15 protein-coding genes are annotated in these 22,088 nt (G+C 42.7%); 13 read left to right on the top strand and 2 right to left on the bottom strand.

All coding sequences use genetic code 11. From position 1 onward, the window contains the following. The first annotated feature begins 79 nt into the window (after positions 1–79). The 4 genes from PP181_RS16535 (at position 80) to PP181_RS16520 (ending at position 7,612) form a co-directional block, all read left to right on the top strand. Positions 80–4,489, top strand: a complete 4,410-nt coding sequence (locus PP181_RS16535) for a translocation/assembly module TamB domain-containing protein (RefSeq protein ID WP_272637895.1) — start codon at positions 80–82, stop codon at positions 4,487–4,489. Positions 4,490–4,662: 173 nt separating this feature from the next. Next, positions 4,663–5,649, top strand: a complete 987-nt coding sequence (gene pfkA, locus PP181_RS16530) for a 6-phosphofructokinase (protein ID WP_272637894.1) — start codon at positions 4,663–4,665, stop codon at positions 5,647–5,649. Between the two features lie 27 nt (positions 5,650–5,676). Then, positions 5,677–6,678 carry a type I glyceraldehyde-3-phosphate dehydrogenase gene (gene gap, locus PP181_RS16525; RefSeq protein ID WP_138259447.1) on the top strand — a complete coding sequence of 334 codons (1,002 nt, stop codon included), beginning with the start codon at positions 5,677–5,679 and terminating at the stop codon, positions 6,676–6,678. A gap of 82 nt (positions 6,679–6,760) precedes the next feature. Continuing rightward, positions 6,761–7,612: an N-acetylglucosamine kinase gene (locus PP181_RS16520; protein WP_272637893.1), complete on the top strand. Its 852-nt coding sequence runs from the start codon at positions 6,761–6,763 to the stop codon at positions 7,610–7,612. 1 nt (position 7,613) lies between these two features. On the opposite strand, the gene PP181_RS16515 is transcribed toward PP181_RS16520, so the two are convergent. Both PP181_RS16515 and PP181_RS16510 read right to left on the bottom strand, forming a co-directional pair. After that, on the bottom strand, positions 7,614–7,997 hold the full coding sequence (locus PP181_RS16515) for a RidA family protein (protein ID WP_272637891.1): 384 nt from the start codon (positions 7,995–7,997) through the stop codon (positions 7,614–7,616). A gap of 10 nt (positions 7,998–8,007) precedes the next feature. Next, on the bottom strand, positions 8,008–10,740 hold the full coding sequence (locus PP181_RS16510; RefSeq protein WP_272637890.1) for a putative LPS assembly protein LptD: 2,733 nt from the start codon (positions 10,738–10,740) through the stop codon (positions 8,008–8,010). 144 nt (positions 10,741–10,884) lie between these two features. Between PP181_RS16510 and PP181_RS16505 the strand changes: the two genes are divergently transcribed. From PP181_RS16505 to PP181_RS16465, 9 genes are all read left to right on the top strand, one after another. Beyond that, positions 10,885–12,144 carry an N-acetylmuramoyl-L-alanine amidase gene (locus tag PP181_RS16505; protein ID WP_419776394.1) on the top strand — a complete coding sequence of 420 codons (1,260 nt, stop codon included), beginning with the start codon at positions 10,885–10,887 and terminating at the stop codon, positions 12,142–12,144. 55 nt (positions 12,145–12,199) lie between these two features. Continuing rightward, positions 12,200–13,162: an MlaD family protein gene (locus tag PP181_RS16500; RefSeq protein WP_272637889.1), complete on the top strand. Its 963-nt coding sequence runs from the start codon at positions 12,200–12,202 to the stop codon at positions 13,160–13,162. Positions 13,163–13,167: 5 nt separating this feature from the next. After that, on the top strand, positions 13,168–14,493 hold the full coding sequence (locus PP181_RS16495) for a 4Fe-4S dicluster domain-containing protein (RefSeq protein ID WP_272637888.1): 1,326 nt from the start codon (positions 13,168–13,170) through the stop codon (positions 14,491–14,493). A gap of 10 nt (positions 14,494–14,503) precedes the next feature. Then, positions 14,504–15,295: a (Fe-S)-binding protein gene (locus PP181_RS16490; RefSeq protein ID WP_154920846.1), complete on the top strand. Its 792-nt coding sequence runs from the start codon at positions 14,504–14,506 to the stop codon at positions 15,293–15,295. Positions 15,296–15,327: 32 nt separating this feature from the next. After that, on the top strand, positions 15,328–15,810 hold the full coding sequence (locus PP181_RS16485; RefSeq protein ID WP_272637886.1) for an ABC transporter ATPase: 483 nt from the start codon (positions 15,328–15,330) through the stop codon (positions 15,808–15,810). A gap of 95 nt (positions 15,811–15,905) precedes the next feature. Next, a complete protein-coding gene (locus tag PP181_RS16480) occupies positions 15,906–18,815 on the top strand; it encodes a glycoside hydrolase family 3 N-terminal domain-containing protein (protein ID WP_272637885.1) in 2,910 nt (969 codons plus the stop codon). Between the two features lie 196 nt (positions 18,816–19,011). After that, the gene (bshA, locus tag PP181_RS16475; RefSeq protein ID WP_154920849.1) at positions 19,012–20,151 is read left to right on the top strand and encodes an N-acetyl-alpha-D-glucosaminyl L-malate synthase BshA; all 1,140 of its coding nucleotides are present in this window, start codon (positions 19,012–19,014) and stop codon (positions 20,149–20,151) included. 61 nt (positions 20,152–20,212) lie between these two features. Beyond that, complete coding sequence (locus PP181_RS16470; protein WP_154920850.1) at positions 20,213–20,584, top strand: hypothetical protein; 372 nt, start codon at positions 20,213–20,215, stop codon at positions 20,582–20,584. A gap of 122 nt (positions 20,585–20,706) precedes the next feature. Next, positions 20,707–21,891, top strand: coding sequence for an OmpA family protein (locus PP181_RS16465; protein WP_272637884.1), 1,185 nt, complete (start codon positions 20,707–20,709; stop codon positions 21,889–21,891). Positions 21,892–22,088 lie beyond the last annotated feature (197 nt).

Here is a 22,088-nt window from a genome sequence, read left to right as displayed (position 1 = left end):
GGTAAAACATAATAGCCCTATCAAAAAACTTAGAAAAATACTGGTTAGAACACTTCTGGTTCTTTTGCTGACCTGTGTTTTGGGGACTATTGTACTCTCGTTGCCGCCCGTGCAGACCACATTGGCAACCTATGCCACGGATTCCATAAACGAGGAATTTGGAACGAACATCCATGTAGAACGCCTGAGGGTGTCACTGATTTCTTGGGACACTTCGTTGAAGGGTGTTTTTGTGGAGGATTACAAACGGGATACCTTATTTTATATCAACGAATTAAAAACATCTATCGTAAGCATCGGGAATTTGGCCAAGGGCCGATTGGAGTTTGGAGATATCGAGATCGATGAACTTCATTTTAAACTGAAAACCTATTATGGCGAGCAGGAAACCAATATCAATGTTTTTGTGGACAAATTGGATGATGGAAAGCCCAGGGCCCCTGGAACCCCGCCCTTCTTTTTTTCTTCCTCCTATGTAGATATTGAGAATAGCAGGTTTCAATACATTGACGAAAATCTCGAAAACGAGGAGGCGCTCCACTTTAAGAACCTTAAAATTGAGGCGAACGAATTCCAGATTCTAGGTCCTGAAGTAACGGCAGGTATCGAAGAAATGTCCTTTTTAAGTGAACGTGGAATCCTTGTTGAAAACCTGAAAACCAATTTCAAATATACCAAGGAGCAGATGCGTTTTGATTCGTTGCAGATCAAGACGCCATTGTCCAATCTAGATGGAAATATTGTTTTCAACTATAATAGGGAAGATTTTCAGGATTTTCTGAACAAGGTAAACATCGAGGCCAATTTTGAGGAGTCCACCGTCTCCTTTGATGAAATTAATTTGATATATAATGAATTCGGACAAGGAAAGACCGCTACCCTCAGCACTACCTTGAACGGCGTACTCAACGACCTAAACATTGAAAATCTTTTTCTTGTTTCGGACAACACGGGAATCAGGGGCGACTTCAACTTTAAACACCTTTTCAACAAGCAAAAGTCCTTCGTGCTGGATGCCGACATGCGCAATGTGACCAGTAGTTATTATCAATTGAACGCCCTTTTGCCCAACCTGATTGGAAATTCGTTGCCGTCCACTTTCAGTAAACTGGGACAGTTCACTATCCGGGGAGAGGCGCTGATCACGGATTCTTCCATAGACGCCAAAGTAAACCTCAATACCGCCGTGGGCAGCAGTTATTCGGATATCGTGTTGTCCAACTTCAACAATATTGACAATGCCACCTACACGGGCTTTATTTCCCTTATCGATTTTGATTTGGGCGAATTTGTGAACAGTAAAAGTCTGGGGAAGACCAATCTGGACTTTAATGTGGAAGGGCAGGGATTCGTGACCGAAAAGTTGAATACGGAAGTCATCGGACAGATATACTCCATCGAGTTCAATAATTATAACTATCAGGATATCAAGGTGTCCGGTATTTTGAAAGAACAATTGTTCGATGGATCCTTGACCAGCAATGACGAAAATTTAAAGTTCAACTTTAAGGGTCTTGCGGATTTTGGGGAAGAAAGCAACAACTTCAATTTTAAGGCTTCAGTTGATTATGCGGACTTGAAGCGTCTCAACTTTATTAACGACAGTGTATCCATTTTCAAGGGCGATGTGAGCATGAACATCCGGGGAAATACCTTGGATAATATCGTGGGAGATGTAAACTTTACAAAAACAAATTTTCAGAACAAAAACGATACCTACTACTTTGAGGATTTTACGGTTACCTCTTCCTTTGAAAGCGATTCGGTACGCGTAATCGACATCAATTCCCCGGACATCATCACGGGTTTTATGAAAGGAAACTTCCGCGTTAGGGAATTGGGCAAATTGGTGCAGAATTCCATTGGTAGTATCTACACCAATTATAGGCCCTTTAAGATTTCCGGCGGACAGAACCTGAGCTTCAATTTTAAGATATACAATAAGATTGTGGATGTGTTCTTTCCAGAAGTAAGGTTCGACCCCAATACGTTCATCCGAGGGAAAATAGTATCGGACGAAGGTGATTTTAAATTGAACTTTGAATCGCCCAGTATTGTGGCCTTTGGTAACGAGGCCGATAATATAGAGGTGCAAATAGACAATAAGAACCCCTTGTTCAATACCTATGTTTCCGTTGGCGATTTAAAGACGCCCTATTACGATGTAAAGGATTTCAACCTGATCAACACTACCTTAAAGGACACCCTGTTTTTTAGGTCGGAATTTAAGGGAGGTAGTGAATATAACGACAGCTACAACCTTAACTTCTATCATACGTTCAATGCGGACAACAAGTCGGTCATAGGTCTTAAAACCTCTGATGTCAGTTTTAAGGGCAATAAATGGATTTTGAACAAAGATGGGAACAGGAAGAACAAAGTCATCCTGAATAGGGCACTGGACAGTATCTCGATAGAGGAAATCGTAATGAACAATGATGAACAGGAGCAGATTCGATTACGGGGCCAATTGGCGGATTCCACCTATAAAGACCTTCAGCTACAATTTAAGATCGTTTCCCTGAACAAAATTACACCGGTGATCGACAGCCTAAGATTGCAAGGTGAAGTAAACGGGAATCTGAACATATTGCAAAAGGACGGAATCTATCTGCCATCCTCCAATTTGAACATTGACCGATTTGCCGTGAATGATATGCCCATGGGAGATTTGGCCATTAGTATAGTGGGCAACAGGGATTTGACAGAGTTTCAGGTCAATTCGCAATTATCTGAAAACGGCATCGAAAAATTTGGGGTAGTTGGAAAGATCGAGAACAAGGAGGAAATGCCCACGGCGAATTTGGTGGCCAATTTCAATAAATTCCCAATCGATCCCTTCAATCCGTTGGGCGAGGGCATTATTGACCATATTAGGGGTGAATTGGACGGAAGGGTCAATATTACGGGTCCTGTGGACAATCCCAATTTTAACGGATTGGTGACTTTGGAAAACGCTGGCATCGCCATACCCTATTTAAGTGTGGATTACGCCTTTGCCCCAAGGTCAAGGGTGCGTTTGGAAAATCAGACCTTTGATTTTGACAACATAGCCCTTTCGGACGTTACCATGGGTACACGGGCGAATCTGGACGGGACCATAACCCATAGTTATTTTGATAATTGGGTGCTCAACTTCAATGTCGACACCAACAATAATAGGTTCCTGATTCTAAATACGGAATTCAAGGAAGGGGATTTGTACTATGGCACGGGCTATCTGAATGGTACGGGCCGAATTTATGGTCCAACCACCGCACTGAACATAACGGTAGATGGGGAAACGGCAAGGGGTACTTCCCTGAAAATACCTTTGAGCGATGTGGCCAGTTTAGGGGACTATTCATTTATCAATTTCTTGGAAAAGGATACGGTCCAATCCCAAGGCGAGCAGCGGGATTTGAAGGATTATCAAGGTCTGGAGTTGGAGTTTAACCTGGATGTGACCCCAGAGGCCGAGGTAGAAATAGTTACGGATACCAGAACGGGTAGTTCCTTGAAAGGAACGGGGGAAGGTATCCTACTGATACAAATTAATACGAACGGCAAGTTTGAAATGTATGGGGATTTTGTGGTGGTTACCGGACAGTTTCGATACAAGTTTGGTGGCATCATAGATAAGACCTTTACCGTGGAGCCCGGGGGGCAAATTAACTGGGACCAAAAGCCCTTGGAGGCCTTGTTGAATATGGAAGCGGTGTATTCGCTGACGGCAAATCCTGCGCCGCTGCTCCAAAACCAGGCGTATACCCAAAGAATACCAACGGATGTGATCATTCGCTTGACCGGGGAACTTCAAAATCCCGATATAGAATTCGGCATCGACTTCCCAGGAACCAATTCCATTGTACAGTCAGAACTGGAATACGCTTTGCAAGATCCAACGGTTGCGGAGAAAAATGCCATATTCCTATTGGCCCAAGGAAATTTTGTGAACGACCAAAGTGGTATCAACCAGCAGGCGATTACCGGAAACTTGGTTCAGAGTGCATCGGGTATTTTGAATTCCCTTTTAGGGGGTGGAAATGATAAGTTGAATTTTGGTTTGTCCTACGAACAAGGATATCAAGGAGCCCAATTGGAAACGGACGATAGAATAGGGGTAACGGTCTCTACGCAAATTTCTGATAGGGTATTGTTCAACGGTAAAGTAGGGGTGCCGGTTGGTGGAACAAGCGAAACCTTGGTCGCAGGGGACTTTGAGATTCAGCTCCTATTAAACGAGGAGGGAAGTTTAAGTGCAAAGTTTTTCAGTAGGCAAAGTGAAATCCAGGCATTCCTGCCCGATCAACAAGGCTCTACCCAAGGGGCCGGACTTTCCTACGAAGTTGATTTTGACAGTTTTAAAGAACTATTCAGGAAAATCCTTAATAAGGAAGTTAAGCAGAAACCTATCAATACCCAGAAACTTAAACCTCAAGAACCGCCCATTTCGGTAATGGGTCAGGATAGTTTGCTTAACTTTTATGCAAAGCCTAAATCGTTTTGACTTATTTTTTCAATTTTGTGGGCGAATCCATTGTTAAGTAATCATAGGTTTTCGTTATTTTTTGGTTAAAATGTAACAGCCTTGCTATTTTTCTTCAATTCTTTCCAAATGCATGCTGGGCATATTTCGTAATTGAAAGAAGATTTACTAATTTCGTTGGCTTAATTTTTCGAATGTCTTCAAACATAAAAAAAATAGCAGTGCTAACTTCTGGGGGAGATTCTCCTGGGATGAATGCGGCCATACGTTCGGTAGTTAGGACCTGTGCGTATATGAAGGTTGAATGTGTTGGAATATATAGAGGCTATCAAGGCATGATAGAAGGTGATTTTAAGCCGATGGATGCCAGAAGCGTCAACAATATCATCAACAAGGGTGGTACTATTTTAAAGTCCGCACGATGTGAGGATTTTAGAACTCCCGAAGGTAGGAAAAAGGCCCATGAACAATTGGTTTCTGCTGGCATCGATGCCTTTGTGGTCATTGGCGGAGATGGTAGTTTTACAGGGGCCATGATCTTTAACCAAGAATACCAGTTCCCAATTATGGGGATTCCCGGAACCATAGATAATGATATTTTTGGAACCAGTTTTACACTTGGTTTTGATACCGCCTTAAATACCGTAGTCGATTGTATCGATAAAATTCGTGACACGGCAAGTTCCCATAACCGATTGTTCTTCGTAGAAGTTATGGGTCGGGATGTTGGACATATCGCTTTGAACGCCGGAGTTGGTGCGGGTGCCGAGGAAATTTTGATTCCAGAGGAAAATCTTGGACTGGATCGTTTATTGGAATCCTTAAAAAGAAGCAAAGAATCAGGTAAGTCTTCCAGTATCGTAATCGTTGCCGAAGGGGATAAGACCGGTAAAAATGTCTTTGAGCTAAAGGAGTATGTGGAAAAACACCTGCCAATTTATGATGTACGTGTTTCCGTTTTGGGACACATGCAACGTGGTGGTGCGCCTTCATGTTATGACCGTGTACTGGCAAGTAGAATGGGGGTTAAGGCCGTGGAATCCTTATTGGAAGGAAAAACGAACCTTATGGTTGGGGTTCAGGATAACAAAATTACCCTCACGCCAATTAATAAGGCCATAAAAGGACACACAAAAATAGACAAGGAACTTATCCGCGTCTCAGAAATAATGACAACATAAAGTATAATCGATTAAAAACAATAGAAAATGTCAAATTTAAAAATAGGAATTAACGGTTTTGGTAGAATTGGTAGGTTAGTGTTTAGGACTACCGTAAAAAGAGGCGATGTCGATGTAGTTGCCATTAACGATTTATTGGATGTTGAGCACTTGGCGTATTTGTTAAAATATGATTCCGTTCATGGAAAATTCGATGGTACCGTAGATGTGAAGGATGGAAACTTGATAGTAAACGGAAAAACTGTAAGGATAACCGCAGAAAGAGACCCTAAAAACTGTAAGTGGGACGCGGTAGGGGCAACTATAGTAGCGGAATGTACCGGTATTTTTACCACATTGGAGACGGCTCAATACCATATTGACGGAGGGGCTAAAAAAGTGGTAATTTCCGCTCCTTCCAAAGATGCACCTATGTTTGTAATGGGCGTAAACCATAAAGAAGTAAAAGCTTCTGATACTATCGTATCCAATGCTTCTTGTACTACAAACTGTTTGGCACCTATGGCCAAGGTTTTAAATGATGCTTTTGGAATTGAAGAAGCGTTAATGACTACCGTACATGCCACTACTGCTACTCAAATGACCGTGGATGGTCCTTCTAAAAAAGATTGGAGAGGAGGTAGAAGTGCCATGTTGAATATTATTCCCGCTTCTACGGGAGCAGCCGTTGCGGTTACCAAAGTAATTCCAGAATTAAAGGGCAAACTTACAGGGATGGCATTTAGGGTTCCTACAGCGGATGTATCCGTAGTGGATTTGACTGTTAGGTTGCAGAAGGAAACTTCCTATGAAGAGATTAAAAAAGCGTTCAAAACCGCTTCCGAAGGTGAATTGAACGGTGTGTTGGGCTATACCGAAGAGGCAGTTGTTTCACAAGATTTCATTGGTGAAACGAATACCAGTGTTTTTGATGCCGAAGCTGGTATTGAATTGAACTCCAAATTCTTTAAGTTGGTTTCCTGGTACGATAATGAATCTGGGTTCTCCAACAAAATGGTAGACTTGATACAACATGTGAATAGCCTATAACAGGCATTTAGATTTCATATAATAATCCTGTGAATAAGGTATTTTTTCCTTATTTTCAGGATTATTTTTTAAATACCAAGGTATGATTTTAATTGTTGATAGTGGGGCGACCAAATCTGATTGGATCGCATTGGATGAAAAAGGTGAGCAGCTCTTTTTGACTCAGACTTTGGGTTTGAGTCCAGAGGTTTTGACAAAGGACGTTATCGAAGATAGATTGGCGAATAACTTTGAGCTCTCCAAGAATAGAGAGGAGGTAAGCCATTTATTTTTTTACGGGGCAGGTTGCGGTACGGATCGAATGAAGAATTTCTTGAAGGATATTTTCAAAGACTTTTTTCCAAATGCTGTTGCGGAAGTGAAGGAGGATACCTATGCGGCCATTTTTGCTACAACCAAGGTAGGGCATCAAGGAATTGTCTGTATTTTGGGTACGGGTTCCAATTGCAGTTATTATGATGGGGAAAAACTACATCAGAAGGTGACTTCCTTGGGCTACATTCCAATGGATGATGGTAGCGGTAATTTTTTCGGTCGGAAATTGATACGGGATTACTACTTCAACAAGATACCCAAGGATTTGGCCGATAAATTTGCCAGCCAGTATAATTTGGATGCGGATGTCATCAAGGATAATTTGTACAAACAACCAAACCCCAATACCTATTTGGCGACTTTTGCCCGATTCCTAATCGAGAATAAAAGCCATCCCTATTCAAAAGGAGTAATCGACAAGGGCTTTCAACAGTTTATAAATAACTATATCATGCAGTTTGATTTGGCCACAAAGGTCCCAATCAATTTTGTGGGGAGTATAGCCCATTATTTGCGGGATGAACTTACAACCGTGCTACAAAGAAACGACTTGATCGTTGGGGTAATTCGCCAAAAACCAATTGAAGGTTTGGTAGAATTCCATCGGGCGAATATGTAGCCTAGAATTGTACGGCTATCATAGAGATTTCCACGTTCACGAATTTGGGTAGGTTGGCTACTTCAACGGTTTCCCTTGCCGGAGCCGTATCTGAATTGAAATAAGAGCCGTATACTTCGTTTACTTGGGCAAATTGATTCATATCGCTCAAAAATATAACCGATTTCACAACATTTTCAAAGGTCATTCCCGCTTCGTGCAGAATGGCCTTTAAATTTTCCATGGATTGCCTGGTCTCTTTTTTAATATCGCCGGAAACTAGTTCTCCAGTTTCTGGGTCCAAGGGGATCTGACCGGAAATATAAAGGGTGTTGCCAATTAAAATAGCTTGGTTGTAGGGACCGATTGGCGCTGGGGCATTGGATGTGTTTATTATTTTCTTCATTTTGGTGTGTTTAATTTCTAAAGGGCTGACTTCTATTTTCCCATTTCAGGTCACTTAATATGGAGGCATCGATTCCTATAAAGAAGTACCACCTCCTAAATTCTCCAAAAGGGGTCCAATTGAAGCGCATGGAAAAACTCTTCAGGTCCCTCTGAAATCGTAACTGCGTTAAGGTAAAACCTTTATTTTTAAAGTCGTATCCGGAAGATCCGCCTACTTTCCAGCGTGGAGATAGTTCTATATCCCCGGAAAACATTAGGGAATGTGCGCTAAACTCGTTTTGTCTGGCACTGTTCAAATAACTTGCCGAATAGGCCAACCTGAAATTCCAGGGTATTTTGGTTGCATAGGCAGGATTTTCCACATTAGTTCCCTTTTCCCGTTCTTCCCTTGGGTTGTCCCTAAAGCTATCGGCGCGGCCAAAGAGATCGTCCGTTCTACCGCCACTTTGGGCCACATAGTCAAAAGGATCTTCGGCTTCTTCGGCTTCGTCGTCCTTTTTCTTTGCAAACATTTTACTGTCAATGGAGTAGGAGATGTTCATATTGGCACGTGTCAACCTAAAAAGACTTCCTCCATTATCTATGTTCCAGGTATCGATACGCCTTCCATTATTATCTATGGCATAGGGGTCCAGTCCTGCCGCGAAGTTTATGGACATTTTGTTGTTCAGGATATTGGTTCCCCCATTAATGTTCAATGGACTTAGCCGAAGGGAATCGGCTTCCAGATTATACGCCGTTGATATGTTAAAATTGCTCAACAAGGGAATCTTTTTGGGTTCCGTTTTTGTAGAGTCCTTGTCCCGCACCTTGGCCTCCAAAACGTTGTTCAATGCAAGGCTTAGGCTGTTGGAGCGGCCCAGTCTAGGCGCACCGTTTAAGGTTCCATCAAACCTGCTATATTGCACAACACGGCCATCTCCGTCCAAGCCTTCCACATATTCGTCATAGAACTGCTCAAAGGAGGGGGCATACCCATAACTTATAGTTGGCCTAAGCACGTGTCTTATGGCCTGTATCTTTTTGTCCGCTCCAAAATTGAATGTTCCATAGAGCGTAGTACCAATACTGGCATTAAGGTTGTATTGGTTGTACCTGTCAAATCCGGAAATAGTATCTATAACTACTCGATTCGCCTCAGGATCAAAACTTCGTTCGAATGTTTGCATGGTCCAAACATCTTCGTAGTTTCCTCCCATGGTCACGCTAAAGTATTTGGCAATTTTAAAGTTGGTACTTATTGGGATACGGTGTCTAGCCCCGATCCTGGCGTTGTCGAACATACGGCCGGTCAAAAAATCCTCGTCGTTGGTGGTGAGTCGGTTTTGGGCGTTGACATCATATTGAAAGTTAATGTTCTGAATGGCCCCTTTTTTAATCCCATCCCTTTTTGCAAAGGGAAAAATACGTTCCATACTCGCCTGGAAGGTTGGAAGTGTCATGTTGATATTGTCTGGATTGGTAGTCGTAGCCGTTGGTGAGGTCAATTGCGAATGTGTCGCCGTAACGCTCATATTTACAGATGGATATGCTGGAAATGTTTTGGAATATGAAATGGAAGAAGAAAGCGTATTGTTCTGTGTATTGGGTAGGTTGCGTTGCTGTAAGGAGTTTCGGTAATATTCGCTACTCCCCAAATTCACCGACGCCGAAAACCGGGAATTGGGACTTGCCTTTTGATCCTGCGAGTGTGAAAACTGCAAGTTCCAGTTTTTTGATAAACTATAGTCGCTGAAGCCCTTTTGGCTCGTCACCAGGTTTTCGTACCTAAAATTGACATTGCCCCGGTATTTGTATCTTTTGGTGTATATGGAGGCCGTTCTAAAACCCCAACTTCCGTTGGTATAAAAATCACCTGAAAACTCCACATTGGCATAATCTCCCAGCGGAGCGTAATATCCAAAATCCTGTAAAAAATAGCCCCTGTCCGGGTCGTTTCCAAAAGTGGGCATTAAGACTCCCGGTGCACTTCCAACGGATAAGGGAAAATACGCAAAGGGCATGGCGATGGGCGTGGGAACATCGGCGATATAGAGATTGCTATAGCCGGCGATCACTTTTTTCTTTGGGACGAATTTTGCCTTTCGGACCCTGATGTAATAATCCGGATTTATGGTGTCCTCGGCGGTCGTAATTTTCGCTTCGCTCAGAAAATAGACAGAGTCGTTCTCTTTTTTTGTGATTTCGGCATATACCTTCATGGCGTCACTACCCAATTGTCCCGCGGCGGCTTGCTGTTCGGTCCTGGAATTCCAGATAATCGCCTTTTGGGTATCGAAATTAAACCGAATGGAATCCGGAATCACCACATTGGAGCCCTGTTTGAAGTAGGGAAGTTGGGTGTAATTGCCTACCGAATCCTTTATCCTACCCGCGTATACTTCATTTTTGATATAATCCATTATGATGATACCGGCCTTTAGCTCCGTATCCTGATAATAGATTTCAGCTTCGTTGTACAGATAGATTTTATTCTCCCGTTGGCTCAATTTCACATAGTCCTTGGCCTTGTAGGTTATGTTGTCCAACAGTAGGGGAGGCTTTTGATTTAGGGAGTCCCTTTGCAGGGAATCTCGCTGAATACTATCTCTTTCTAAGGGTTTTGGGAAAAGCGGGGCAACAATGGAATCTCTTTCAGCCTTAATTTCAAGGGGGATGACCTTGCCCTCTTGTGCCGTTCCCAAAAATAGACCAACAAAAAGTAGGAATAGGAAAAGTACGTTCTGTTTATTTGATTGCAAGGCTATAAATCCTATTTTTGTAAAGGTTTGGCAATCGGTAAGCCATTTGGTTCAGATGCCAAACTTACATATATTTTTTGTTCTCTTTATAGGGTGTTACCATAAATTTAACCATATAAGGAGGTGGAGAAACCTATTAAGAATATGAAAATAAAACCCCAAATTATCTTCCTTGTTTCCTTGTTATTACTACCGATGATGGCCAGTGCCTCGGAAACGGGAAAAGGACCTACGGTAGATCCATTCATTGTGGTATTGGACGCCGGCCATGGTGGCCATGACCCGGGAAACCTAGGGAACGGGTATTTGGAAAAAGACATAGCCCTAAAGATTGTGCTGAAGGTTGGCGAACTGCTTTCTGCCAATAAGGACATCAAGATCATTTACACCAGAAAGGACGATACCTTTGTGGACCTTTTTGTGAGAGGGGAAATCGCCAATAAGGCAAATGCCGATTTGTTTGTTTCTGTCCATTGCGATTCCCATAATTCCGATGCCCACGGGGCCGGAACCTTCGTTTTGGGACTACATGCCAACAAACAGAATTTTGAAATCGCCAAAAAGGAAAACTCCGTAATCTACCTGGAGGACAATTACGAAACCCGATATGCGGATTATGACATCAATTCGCCGGAATCCGTAATCGGGCTCACCATTATGCAGGAAGAGTTTTTGGACCAAAGCATCGCCTTGGCGAAAAACATTCAAGATAACATGTCCGGTAGGCTAAAGCGGGTGGACAGAAAGGTGAAACAGGCCGGTTTTATCGTACTACATCAAACCTTTATGCCCAGTGTTTTGGTGGAAACGGGCTTTTTGACCAATAAGGATGAAGGGGCCTATTTAAATTCATCAAAAGGACAGGCCGAAATGGGCACCGCCATTGCGGATGCCATTTTAAAATATAAGACGGAGGTACAAGGGGTATCCCAAGCGACCCAAGTTTCGAACCCCGCTACACCGGAAAAATCGTTGAAGGACGAAAGTTCCTCCGTTGCTGCGGTTGTAGTTTCCAAAGAGGAAACTTTGGAATCCAAAGAAATCAAAGAAATCAAAAAACCGGAATCGGCAGAAAAGAAACAGGAAGTATTGGCCGTATCGGAACCAAAAGAAACCCTAGAGGAAAAACCGGATGAAAATACCATTATCTATAAGGTCCAGTTAATGGCGAGTAGTAAGGATTTGGCATTATCACCCGAAAATTTTAAAGGTCTGCCCCAAATTACAAAGGAAGCTTATAATAATTTATATCGGTATATGTACGGGGCTACCAAATCCTACAGGGAGGCGAAAATGTTACAGTCAAAAGCGGCCAGGACGGGATACCCATCGGCATATATCGTAGCCTACAAAAAGGGCGTAAGGGTTTCCGTGCCCAAGGAGGTGGAAGAGGAATCCCAATAACGGCCATTGGTATGTTATTTATTCCTAATTTTGTGAGAAACATAAAATTGATTGCTTGAAACTATCCAGGGAAATTAAGACGGGAATTATTGTAATTGGAGGAATACTCCTATTTATTTTGGGGTTTAGTTATTTAAAATCGACACCACTTTTTGACAATAGTAAAACCCTGTACGCGGTTTATCCAGATGTGGGCGGACTACAGGCCGGGACCGTTGTGTCCATCAATGGTTTTGGGGTAGGAAAGGTAAACGATATAAAGTTTAAGGATGCACAAGGAAATTTGGTGGTCACCTTTACGGTAAGCAGCGATTTTCAATTTTCCAAAAATAGTACCGTAGAATTGTACGATACGGGAATAATTGGCGGAAAAGGATTGCAGATTACACCCGTTTTCGACGGTGCAGAGACCGTTCGATCCGGTGATACGCTTTCTACCGAAACAAGACCCGGGTTAACGGAGCTGGCCCAGGAAAAACTGACCCCATTGTTCAAAAAATTTGAATCGGCCGTTTCCGATGCGGATTCCGTACTGATCAACGTGAACCAGGTTCTGGATACCAAAACCAAAAAGGATTTACAGACCGCAATTAAAGGGCTTAGTGAACTTATGGCGAGTCTCAATGGAAGCGCCAAGGTATTAAACGATATTTTGGCCAACAACGAACAAAAGTTGGATAGTTCGCTTTCCAATTTTGAGACCCTTACCTATAATTTCGCCAAGCTTTCGGATACCCTTAACAACGCAGGTCTGGGAAGGACATTCGCAAGTTTGGAAACCACCATGTCGAATTTGGACAAGGTGATTTCTAAAATCGAGCAGGGTGATGGTACCTTAGGCAAGTTAATGAACGATAAGGAACTATATTCCAATTTAACTGATGCCTCCAGGGAGTTGGATCTGTTGCTACAGGACTTTAGGTTAAATCCAAAACGCTACGTGAACGTTTCGGTCTTCGGTAAAAAACAAAAGGAATATGAGGTTCCGGAAGATGATCCGGCCGCTAAAATAGAATAGATCCAATGCTGTATATACCCAATATCCTTTTTGTAGCGATTCTTATTGTGGGAATCGGATATTTCGCCAAAAACATTGGTAAACTTAGGCGCAACATTTTATTGGGAAAAGATACCGAAGTTTCCGATGACAAACCCACAAGATGGCGCAACATGCTCCGGATCGCCTTTGGTCAATCCAAGATGGTCGTGCGACCTGTGGCGGGTTTACTCCATGTAATTGTCTATGTTGGTTTTATCATTATCAATATTGAAGTTTTGGAGATCGTCATCGACGGTATTTTTGGGACACATAGAATTTTTGCAGGTCTGGGTCCTGTGTATGATTTTCTGATTTCATCCTTTGAAATCCTGGCGCTCTTGGTCATTATAGCGGTAATCGCTTTTTGGGTAAGAAGGAACATCATAAAGCTCCAGCGATTTTTAAAGCCGGAAATGAAGGGTTGGCCCAAAAAGGACGGTAATCTTATCCTTTACATTGAGTTGGTGCTGATGCTTTTGTTTCTCACTATGAATGCGGCGGATTTCCGTTTGCAGCAATTGGGTGCGGAGCATTACGTGCAGGCCGGTAGTTTTCCTGTAAGTCAGTATATTTCAAATTGGTTCACTGGTATGGACATTTCCAGCTTGATACTTTTGGAGCGAACCGCATGGTGGTTGCACATTGTGGGGATACTGTTCTTTTTGAATTATCTATATTTTTCAAAGCACCTGCACATCCTATTGGCATTTCCCAATACGTTTTACGGAAAATTGGGGCCCAAGGGAAAATTTCAGAATTTGGAGGCCGTAACCAAGGAGGTAAAATTGATGTTGGACCCTAATGCCGACCCGTTTGCTGCTCCCGCCGATACGGGGGATGTGCCATCAAAATTCGGGGCATCGGATGTGATGGATTTAAGTTGGGTGCAATTGCTGAATGCCTACACCTGCACGGAATGTGGTCGATGTACCAGCGAATGCCCCGCCAATCAGACCGGAAAAAAATTGTCCCCAAGAAAGATCATGATGGATACGCGGGACCGCCTGGAGGAAGTGGGTAAAATTTTGGACGCCAATAAGGGGGAATTCAAGGAGGACGGGAAACAGTTGTTGGACGATTACATTACCAGGGAAGAATTGTGGGCCTGTACTTCGTGCAACGCCTGTGTGGAAGCTTGTCCGGTAAGTATCGACCCATTATCCATAATTATGGACATGCGCCAGTACTTGGTAATGGAGCAATCCGCCGCACCATCGGATTTGAATAATATGATGGGAAATATCGAAAATAATGGAGCTCCGTGGCCTTTTAACCAAATGGACCGTTTGAATTGGAGTACCGAATCATAAAAGACTAGAAATGGCTGACACCCTTAAAGTTCCTACAATGGCAGAGATGTTCGCTGCCGGTGAAAAACCCGAAGTATTGTTTTGGGTAGGTTGTGCCGGTAGTTTTGACGATCGGGCCAAAAAAATTACAAAAGCCTTTGTGAAAATTCTGAACAAGGCCAATATTTCCTTTGCCGTTTTGGGAACGGAGGAAAGCTGTACAGGGGATCCGGCCAAAAGGGCAGGAAACGAGTTTTTATTCCAGATGCAGGCCGTCACCAATATAGAGGTGATGAACGCCTATGAAATAAAGAAAATTGTGACCACATGTCCGCATTGTTTCAATACCATCAAGAACGAATACCCAGGTCTTGGAGGTACCTATGAGGTGGTTCACCATACGCAGTTTTTGAAGCAGTTGTTGGAGGAAGGACGTATAACCATGGAGGGAGGAACCTTCAAAGGAAAGCGCATCACCTTTCACGACCCCTGTTACCTAGGTAGGGCCAATGGCGTGTATGAAGCGCCAAGGGAGCTGATACGGAAATTGGATGCCGAGTTGGTGGAGATGAAAAGCTGCAAGCAAAGAGGCCTGTGCTGTGGTGCCGGTGGTGCCCAAATGTTCAAGGAACCCGAAAAAGGGAACAAGGATGTGAATATTGAACGTACCGAGCAAGCTTTGGAGACAACGCCCCATATTATTGCCGCTGGATGTCCTTTTTGTAATACCATGATGACCGATGGTGTTAAGAACAAGGAAAAAGAGGGTGAAATTGCCGTTATGGACATTGCGGAACTTATTGCCAAGGCCGAAGATTTATAAGGCGTTGATTTTAAAACTATAAAGAAGGATTCATGCTAGCAGATTTTAATACACTACCCGATAGTTCCAGGGTATGGATTTACCAGGCGAACAGAAGTTTTACGGAACAGGAATTACAGGAAATACAGGACGACCTTACACTTTTTTTGGAAAACTGGACGGCCCACGGTAAGGACCTGAAGGCCGGTTTTGAGATAAAGTACAACAGGTTTTTGGTAATTGCCTTGGACCAAAGTGGGCAGTCGGCCACAGGATGCTCCATTGATGCATCGGTTCATTTTATACAACATTTGGAAAAAAAGTACCAAGTGGAACTGCTGGATAAAATGAACGTATCGTTCAAGCAAGGTGATTTTATAGCCTATAAGAACTTATTGGACTTTAAGGCGATGGCCAAACAGAAGGCCATATCAAGGAATACCATCGTTTTCAATAACCTTGTGGCGACCAAGGGTGAATATATGGAGCATTGGGAAGTTCCCGCTTCCGAAAGTTGGCACGCGCGTTTTGTCTAGATGCTAGCGGTCGTTAACATCTATTTTTATTAGGTTTTATCGATGAAATGCAATAAATTTCATGGTTTGATGTTATTTCCATACAGTAAAAACACATGAAGCTTTTTCTCAAATTTTTCTTTTTTCTTTTTGGCTCTTCTTTTCTTATTGGACAAAACCCTTTGGTTAGTTCGGATAGTCTGGCCCAGGCCATTTGGGTAACCGAACAATACCAAAAAATGACCTTGGAAGAAAAGGTAGGGCAATTGTTTATGGTCATGGTGACCTCCAACCAAACCGATGGGGAAAAGGAGAAGATAAAGCAGCTCATTCTTGAGCAAAAAATAGGGGGAATCATTTTTTCAAAGGGTGGGCCCGTACAACAGGCCAAACTTTGCAACGAGTTTCAATCCCTATCAAAGATACCGTTATTGGTGGGAATGGATGCGGAATGGGGATTGGCCATGCGATTGGACTCCACCTATTCTTTTCCTTGGAACATGACCTTGGGAGCCATTCAGGATACTAAAATCGTAGAAAAAGTAGGGTATAGGGTAGGACAGCACGCAAAACGCTTGGGGGTGCACATTAATTTTGCACCGGATATCGACATCAACACCAATCCTAAAAATCCGATCATTGGCAACCGTTCCTTTGGGGAAACTAAGGATGTGGTTGCGGATAAGGGCATCGCCTTTATGAAAGGTATGGAAAGTGCGGGTGTGCTATCCAGCGGAAAGCATTTCCCGGGCCATGGCGACACCGACGTGGATTCCCACCATGATCTGCCCGTAATTCCTTTTTCCAGGGAGCGATTGGACAGTCTGGAACTGTATCCCTTTAAAAAGTTGATCAACGAAGGTCTAAGTAGTGTCATGGTAGCCCATTTGGAGGTGCCATCCATGGAAATCAAGGAAGGTCTACCATCCTCGTTATCGGAACAGATCATTTCTGGAATACTCAAGGAGGAACTGGGATTTGAAGGTTTGGTCTTTACCGATGCCTTGAATATGCAGGGAGTGACCAAATTCGGTACCGAGGGTGCAGTAGCGTTGGCCGCTTTCAACGCAGGCAACGATATCCTTTTAATGCCCCAGAACGTGGAGGATGCCAAAGACCTATTGATCAAAAACTACAACAGGGGCCGGATCAGTGAGGCAAGGCTTGCCCAATCCGTGAAGAAGATATTAATGGCAAAATTCAAGGTGGGACTCCATAATTATAGACCCATTGCTCTGGACAATCTGTACGAGGATTTAAATACCGTTGAGGATGATATCCTTTATGAGGAAGCCATTGAGAACGCCCTAACGGTTGTTAAGAATCGGTTTGACTTGCTTGGCATTAAAAATTTGGAAAACAAGAAAATCGCCTATGTAAAATTTGGGGATGCTCCCAATGATGACTTCATATCGGAACTGAACAAATATACTACGGTGACCCAAGTAAATGCCAATACCATTGAATCGCTCAAAAAGCAGTTGGAGCATTATAACTTGGTAATCATCGGTCACCATAAAAGCAATGAGAGTCCTTGGAAACCCTATAAGTTTACTGACAGGGAACTGGCTTGGCTGCAGGAAATTTCCAATTTAAGGTCTTCAAACCTAATCCTGACCGTATTTGCAAAACCGTATGCACTTTCGGATATCTCCACGTTTCAGAATATTGATGCCGTTGTGGTTTCCTATCAAAATAGCGCCATTGCCCAGAGGAAAACAGCGGAACTTCTGTTTGGTGCGATTCACGCCTCGGGAAAGTTGCCTGTTAGTGGAAGTTTTGAATTTCGGGCCGGAACGGGAATTCAATTATCCTCGCTAAATAGGTTGGGATATAGTCTTCCGGAAAGGGTAGGTCTTAGTTCAAAGGGCCTTTCCAAGGTAGATGAATTGGTGCAGGACGGACTGGATAGTCTCATGTTTCCTGGGGCCCAGGTTTTGGTGGCCAGGCATGGGAAAGTGGTGTACAACAAAAGTTTTGGGAAACCCACGTACGAGTCCGAAGTTGCCGTCGCCGATGATGATATTTACGACCTAGCTTCGTTGACAAAGATTTTAGCGACCTTGCCCATGGTCATGAAAATGGAGGAAGAAGGAAAGATTGCCTTGAACGATACTTTTGAGGAACTGGTACCCGAATATTCCAATACGGAAATCAAGAACGTAACGGTCTTAAAGGCCTTGTCGCATTATGGACGGTTGCCTGCCTGGATACCCTTTTATGTCCGCACCTTAGACGAAAATAGAAGGCCTTCCAAGGAGTTTTATCGCACCCAACCAACGGATGGCTTTTCGGTCAAGGTTGCAGAAAACCTATATCTCACCGATGCCTATAACGATTCCATTTATAATAGGATTGGAAGACAGGATTTAAAATCCAACAGATATCGCTATAGCGACGTGCCATATTATGTCATGAAAAAATACGTGGAGGATACGTATGGGGAAAAATTGGATGTACTCGCAAACGATTTTTTGTATAGTAGAATAGGGGCGAACTACACTGCCTACAATCCCTTGGAAAAAATTCCAAAGAACAAGATTGTGCCTTCAGAAGAGGATAATTATTATAGATACCAGACCGTACAGGGCTATGTCCATGACATGGGGGCGGCCATGCAAGGTGGGGTGGGAGGTCACGCGGGCCTGTTCAGCAATGCGAACGACGTGGCCAAGATTATGCAGATGTATTTACAGAACGGATACTACGGTGGGACGAAGTTCTTTGATTCCCGGACCGTAAAGAAATTCAACACCTGCTATTTTTGTGATAAAAACGTACGAAGGGGCGTTGGCTTTGACAAGCCCCAACTGGAACACAGTGGGCCCACCTGCGGGTGTGTTTCCAGAAAAAGCTTTGGACATAGTGGTTTTACGGGAACGTACACCTGGGCAGATCCGGAAGAGGAGATCGTGTATGTATTTTTATCCAACCGTACCTATCCATCGGCCTCCAACACCCTTTTAGTTAAATCTGGGTTAAGAACTAGGATTCAGCAGGCCATTTACGACTCCATACTAAATTAAAGAGTAGTTTTGTAGTCAAGGGCATCCGTTAGAAGATTCCTTTAAAGACTGTATGCCTTCGGGATTTCATAACTGACCGATTGCAAAATGGATTTAGACAGAATGAAACCCTCAGAGAGGGATTTGTTGTGTTAAGTTAAATAACAATACAAAAGGAAATGTTTAAGAATCAAGCTATTGATCTAATTTTATACGCATGAAAATTGCTATTGTTTGCTACCCAACGTTTGGTGGTAGCGGTGTTGTTGCCACGGAATTGGGAATTGCCCTTGCGAATAGGGGGCACGAGGTACATTTTGTAACTTATCGTCAACCCGTGCGATTGGAACTTTTAAACAATAGTATTTATTTTCACGAGGTACATGTGCCGGAATATCCTTTGTTCCATTATCAGCCTTATGAGTTGGCATTGTCCAGTAAATTGGTGGACACCATAAAATTGTACAATATAGATTTGTTACATGTCCATTATGCAATACCCCACGCTTATGCCGGTTATATGGCCCAGAAAATGTTGGAGGAACAGGGAATTTATGTTCCGATGGTGACGACCTTGCATGGAACCGATATTACCCTTGTAGGCAAGCATCCGTTTTATAAGCCTGCGGTGAATTTTAGCATCAATCAATCCGATGTGGTAACCTCCGTTTCCGAAAGCCTAAAACAAGGTACTTTGGAGATATTCGATATAAAAAAAGATATAGAGGTTATCCCCAACTTTATAGACAAAAACAAATACAAGCACACGTTTACGGATTGCCAACGATCGGCTATGGCAAAGGATGGCGAGCGTATAATTACGCATATAAGTAACTTTAGGAAAGTGAAGCGCATACCCGACGTAATCAAGGTATTCCAGAAGATTCAGGAAAGAATACCTTCTAAATTGATCATGGTAGGCGAGGGGCCTGAAAAAGAAGGTGCGGAACGATTATGTGAGGATTTGGGCATTGGCAATAAGGTCATCTTTTTGGGAAACAGTAATGAAATAGACAAGATACTTTGCTTTTCAGATCTCTTTTTGCTGCCGTCCCAAACCGAAAGTTTTGGTTTGGCGGCTTTGGAGGCCATGATTAATAAAGTTCCTGTAATTTCGAGCAATACCGGAGGAATTCCAGAAGTGAACGTCCATGGCGTAACAGGGTATTTAAGTGATATTGGGAACATTGAGGAAATGGCACAAAATGCGATATCCATTTTGGAGGATGATGACACCTTGGAGCGATTTAAATTGAACGCCGTAAAGGAAGCCGAAAAGTTCGATATTTTAAAGGTGTTACCACTGTACGAGAAAGTATATGAACGAGCTTATAATAGCCGATTAAAAAATGTTTAGGCCCTTTATCCTCCTATTTATTCTCGTAGTTTCCTTGGGTTCGTGCAAGAGTCAAGAAAAAATGAAACTCGAAAATACCGATACAGTTGCAATGTACCTGATTATGAGCGGCGATCATAGTGGCTTTGAGCAGGAACATTTGTTAAAAATTGATAGTCGGCTGGAATTTGAGGAGTTTTTTGGAAAAATCAATAGAACCAGAAAACCGGGAATACCAGTTCCGGAGATCGATTTTAAAACAAAGTCGGTCATTGTTCGCTTGAAAGGCACTACTACCAATAATGAACCTGATATTACCCTGCAAAAGTCATCCAAGGAGAGCTTACTCTTAAAGAAGATCCGGACAAACTCAAGAAAAGAAACTACGGCCGTGTTGACACCTTTTTTTATTTACAGTGTTCCCAAAACAAATAAGGACGTAATAATCCAATAGATTACATCGGATAATTATAGGAATACATCTATCAAACGATAAAAAATACCTTACAAAGGACTTTTTTGAAAACGAGCAGTTATTATACTAGTTTTACACATTAATACCCAAATTCAATGGACATGAGAACCAAAATTTTATTTTTAGCTATAGCAATTCTTGCCTTTTCCAATATCTCTTTTGGTCAGGAAGAAGAACTTCAAATCACCTCAAAGGATAGTATCGTCATAAGTTCATGGATGGTAGGCCTCGGTTTCAATGCCGTGGACGATTCCGGGAACGTTTTTGACGGACTTTTCGATGTTGGGGATGAATGGAATATCTTGCCGTATCCTTCCAGGTTAAGTTTAGGAAGATATTTCAAAAGTGGACTAGGTGTGGAGGCCATAGGGACTTTGAACAAGTATAAAGAGGGCAAAATTATTGACGGGCAAGTGAATCCTGAAGATATTGACTATTATGCCATTGATGCTAGGATTACCTATGATTTGAACAAAATTATAGGGGAAACCGGTTGGTTCGATCCATACGTTGGTGTAGGAGCGGGTTATACCGAGGCCAATAATTTGGGAAGGGGAACGTACAATGCCGTGGTAGGATTTAGAACATGGTTTTCGGATAGATGGGGCTTGGATTTTAATTCGTCCGGTAAGTGGGCCATGAGCCAGTCAGACGGCGCTACCAACCATATCCAACATGCCGCTGGGGTAGTTTACCAATTTGGTATCGAAAAGGGGCTATCAAAAAGGGGCGAGGAGAAGAAGGAATTGTTGGCGGCCATTGAAAAGGAAAAACAACGACAGGCAGATTCCATTGCCGAAGTCAATCGATTAAAAGAGGAAGCTTTGTTGACGGAGCGACTTCAAAAAGAGAAAGAGGCTGCCGAGCTGGCCGCCGCAGAAAAAGCCGCTAGGGATAAAAAAGAGGCAGAACAAAAAGAGATTCAAGATCAAATAGACGGATTAGGGCGTGTTTATTTTAGGTTTAATTCCTCGTATTTGAAAAATGATGATAAGTCATTGTTGGATAAACTTGCAGCCATACTAAAAGAACATGAAACCGTCAAATTGGAGATTTCCGCCCATACGGATGCGAGGGGTCCTGAGGAATTTAACCAATGGCTATCTGAAAGACGATTGGAAAGAACGGTCAACTACTTAAATGAATTGGGAATTACATCCGATCGTTTGGTTGGAAAGGCCCAGGGTGAATCCCAGCTGACCAACGAATGTGGCAATGGGGTAAAATGTCCAGAGGTCAAACATCAGGAGAACCGAAGGTCACAGTTTAGTATTATAGAGTTCTAACCTAGTCGTTGTAAAATTTTGAGCCGGATCATTATTTAAAATGATACGGCTCTTTTTTTTTGAAATAAATATAATTGAAACTTTATCCATAGAATTATCTAAAACCTAAAGATAAAAGGCGCCTTGTTTTTTGTTATTTGCTGATTATGTCCGGTAGAATTATTTTATAAACAAGAATAAATTTTATGTTACTAAAA

Origin of the sequence: Maribacter sp. PR66, from assembly GCF_028464205.1 — a bacterium.
GTDB classification, from domain to species: domain Bacteria; phylum Bacteroidota; class Bacteroidia; order Flavobacteriales; family Flavobacteriaceae; genus Maribacter; species Maribacter flavus.
Note: the sequence above shows the minus strand (reverse complement) of the source record. Positions and strands in the feature narration are given on the sequence as shown.

Excerpts from the sequence above, each read along its gene's own strand:
- pfkA (WP_272637894.1), top strand. The coding sequence starts at position 4,663 with ATGTCTTCAAACATAAAAAAAATAGCAGTGCTAACTTCTGGGGGAGAT.
- gap (WP_138259447.1), top strand. The coding sequence starts at position 5,677 with ATGTCAAATTTAAAAATAGGAATTAACGGTTTTGGTAGAATTGGTAGG.
- PP181_RS16520 (WP_272637893.1), top strand. The coding sequence starts at position 6,761 with ATGATTTTAATTGTTGATAGTGGGGCGACCAAATCTGATTGGATCGCA.
- PP181_RS16515 (WP_272637891.1), bottom strand. The coding sequence starts at position 7,997 with ATGAAGAAAATAATAAACACATCCAATGCCCCAGCGCCAATCGGTCCC.
- PP181_RS16505 (WP_419776394.1), top strand. The coding sequence starts at position 10,885 with ATGAAAATAAAACCCCAAATTATCTTCCTTGTTTCCTTGTTATTACTA.
- PP181_RS16495 (WP_272637888.1), top strand. The coding sequence starts at position 13,168 with ATGCTGTATATACCCAATATCCTTTTTGTAGCGATTCTTATTGTGGGA.
- PP181_RS16490 (WP_154920846.1), top strand. The coding sequence starts at position 14,504 with ATGGCTGACACCCTTAAAGTTCCTACAATGGCAGAGATGTTCGCTGCC.
- PP181_RS16485 (WP_272637886.1), top strand. The coding sequence starts at position 15,328 with ATGCTAGCAGATTTTAATACACTACCCGATAGTTCCAGGGTATGGATT.
- PP181_RS16480 (WP_272637885.1), top strand. The coding sequence starts at position 15,906 with ATGAAGCTTTTTCTCAAATTTTTCTTTTTTCTTTTTGGCTCTTCTTTT.
- bshA (WP_154920849.1), top strand. The coding sequence starts at position 19,012 with ATGAAAATTGCTATTGTTTGCTACCCAACGTTTGGTGGTAGCGGTGTT.
- PP181_RS16470 (WP_154920850.1), top strand. The coding sequence starts at position 20,213 with ATGAAACTCGAAAATACCGATACAGTTGCAATGTACCTGATTATGAGC.
- PP181_RS16465 (WP_272637884.1), top strand. The coding sequence starts at position 20,707 with ATGAGAACCAAAATTTTATTTTTAGCTATAGCAATTCTTGCCTTTTCC.